Below are 297 nucleotides of genomic sequence, written 5' to 3'. Positions count from 1 at the left end.
GTCGAAATAGCGTCCGACAATGGCCGCCAGACCGGCAGTGCAATTGTTGATGAGCGCGTAAGCGTCCAGCTCGGTCTCGCCGACGGTCTGGTTGGGGTTGACGATGGTGTGCGGGCAGGCGGACAGATACCAGTCGAAGTCCTCGCCACAGTGATGAAGCAGGTAGGACCACATGCGGCGGTCTACGCGCTCGCGGTGATCGATCATAACCTGGTCCACCAGGGCATCAATTTCCTCATCGGAAATTTCGTAACCCGCTTTCTTCTGCGCCTCGGAATTGATGGCGTGGAACTGGTG

The 297-nt window shown here is 58.2% G+C and carries 1 pseudogene; it reads right to left on the bottom strand.

What is annotated here, in order from left to right:
* Positions 1-297 (bottom strand): annotated as a pseudogene (locus PZH32_RS13100) (hypothetical protein); the annotation flags it as partial.

The sequence above is a fragment of the Adlercreutzia equolifaciens genome (genome assembly GCF_029076695.1).
GTDB lineage: Bacteria > Actinomycetota > Coriobacteriia > Coriobacteriales > Eggerthellaceae > Adlercreutzia > Adlercreutzia equolifaciens_A.
Note: the sequence above shows the minus strand (reverse complement) of the source record. Positions and strands in the feature narration are given on the sequence as shown.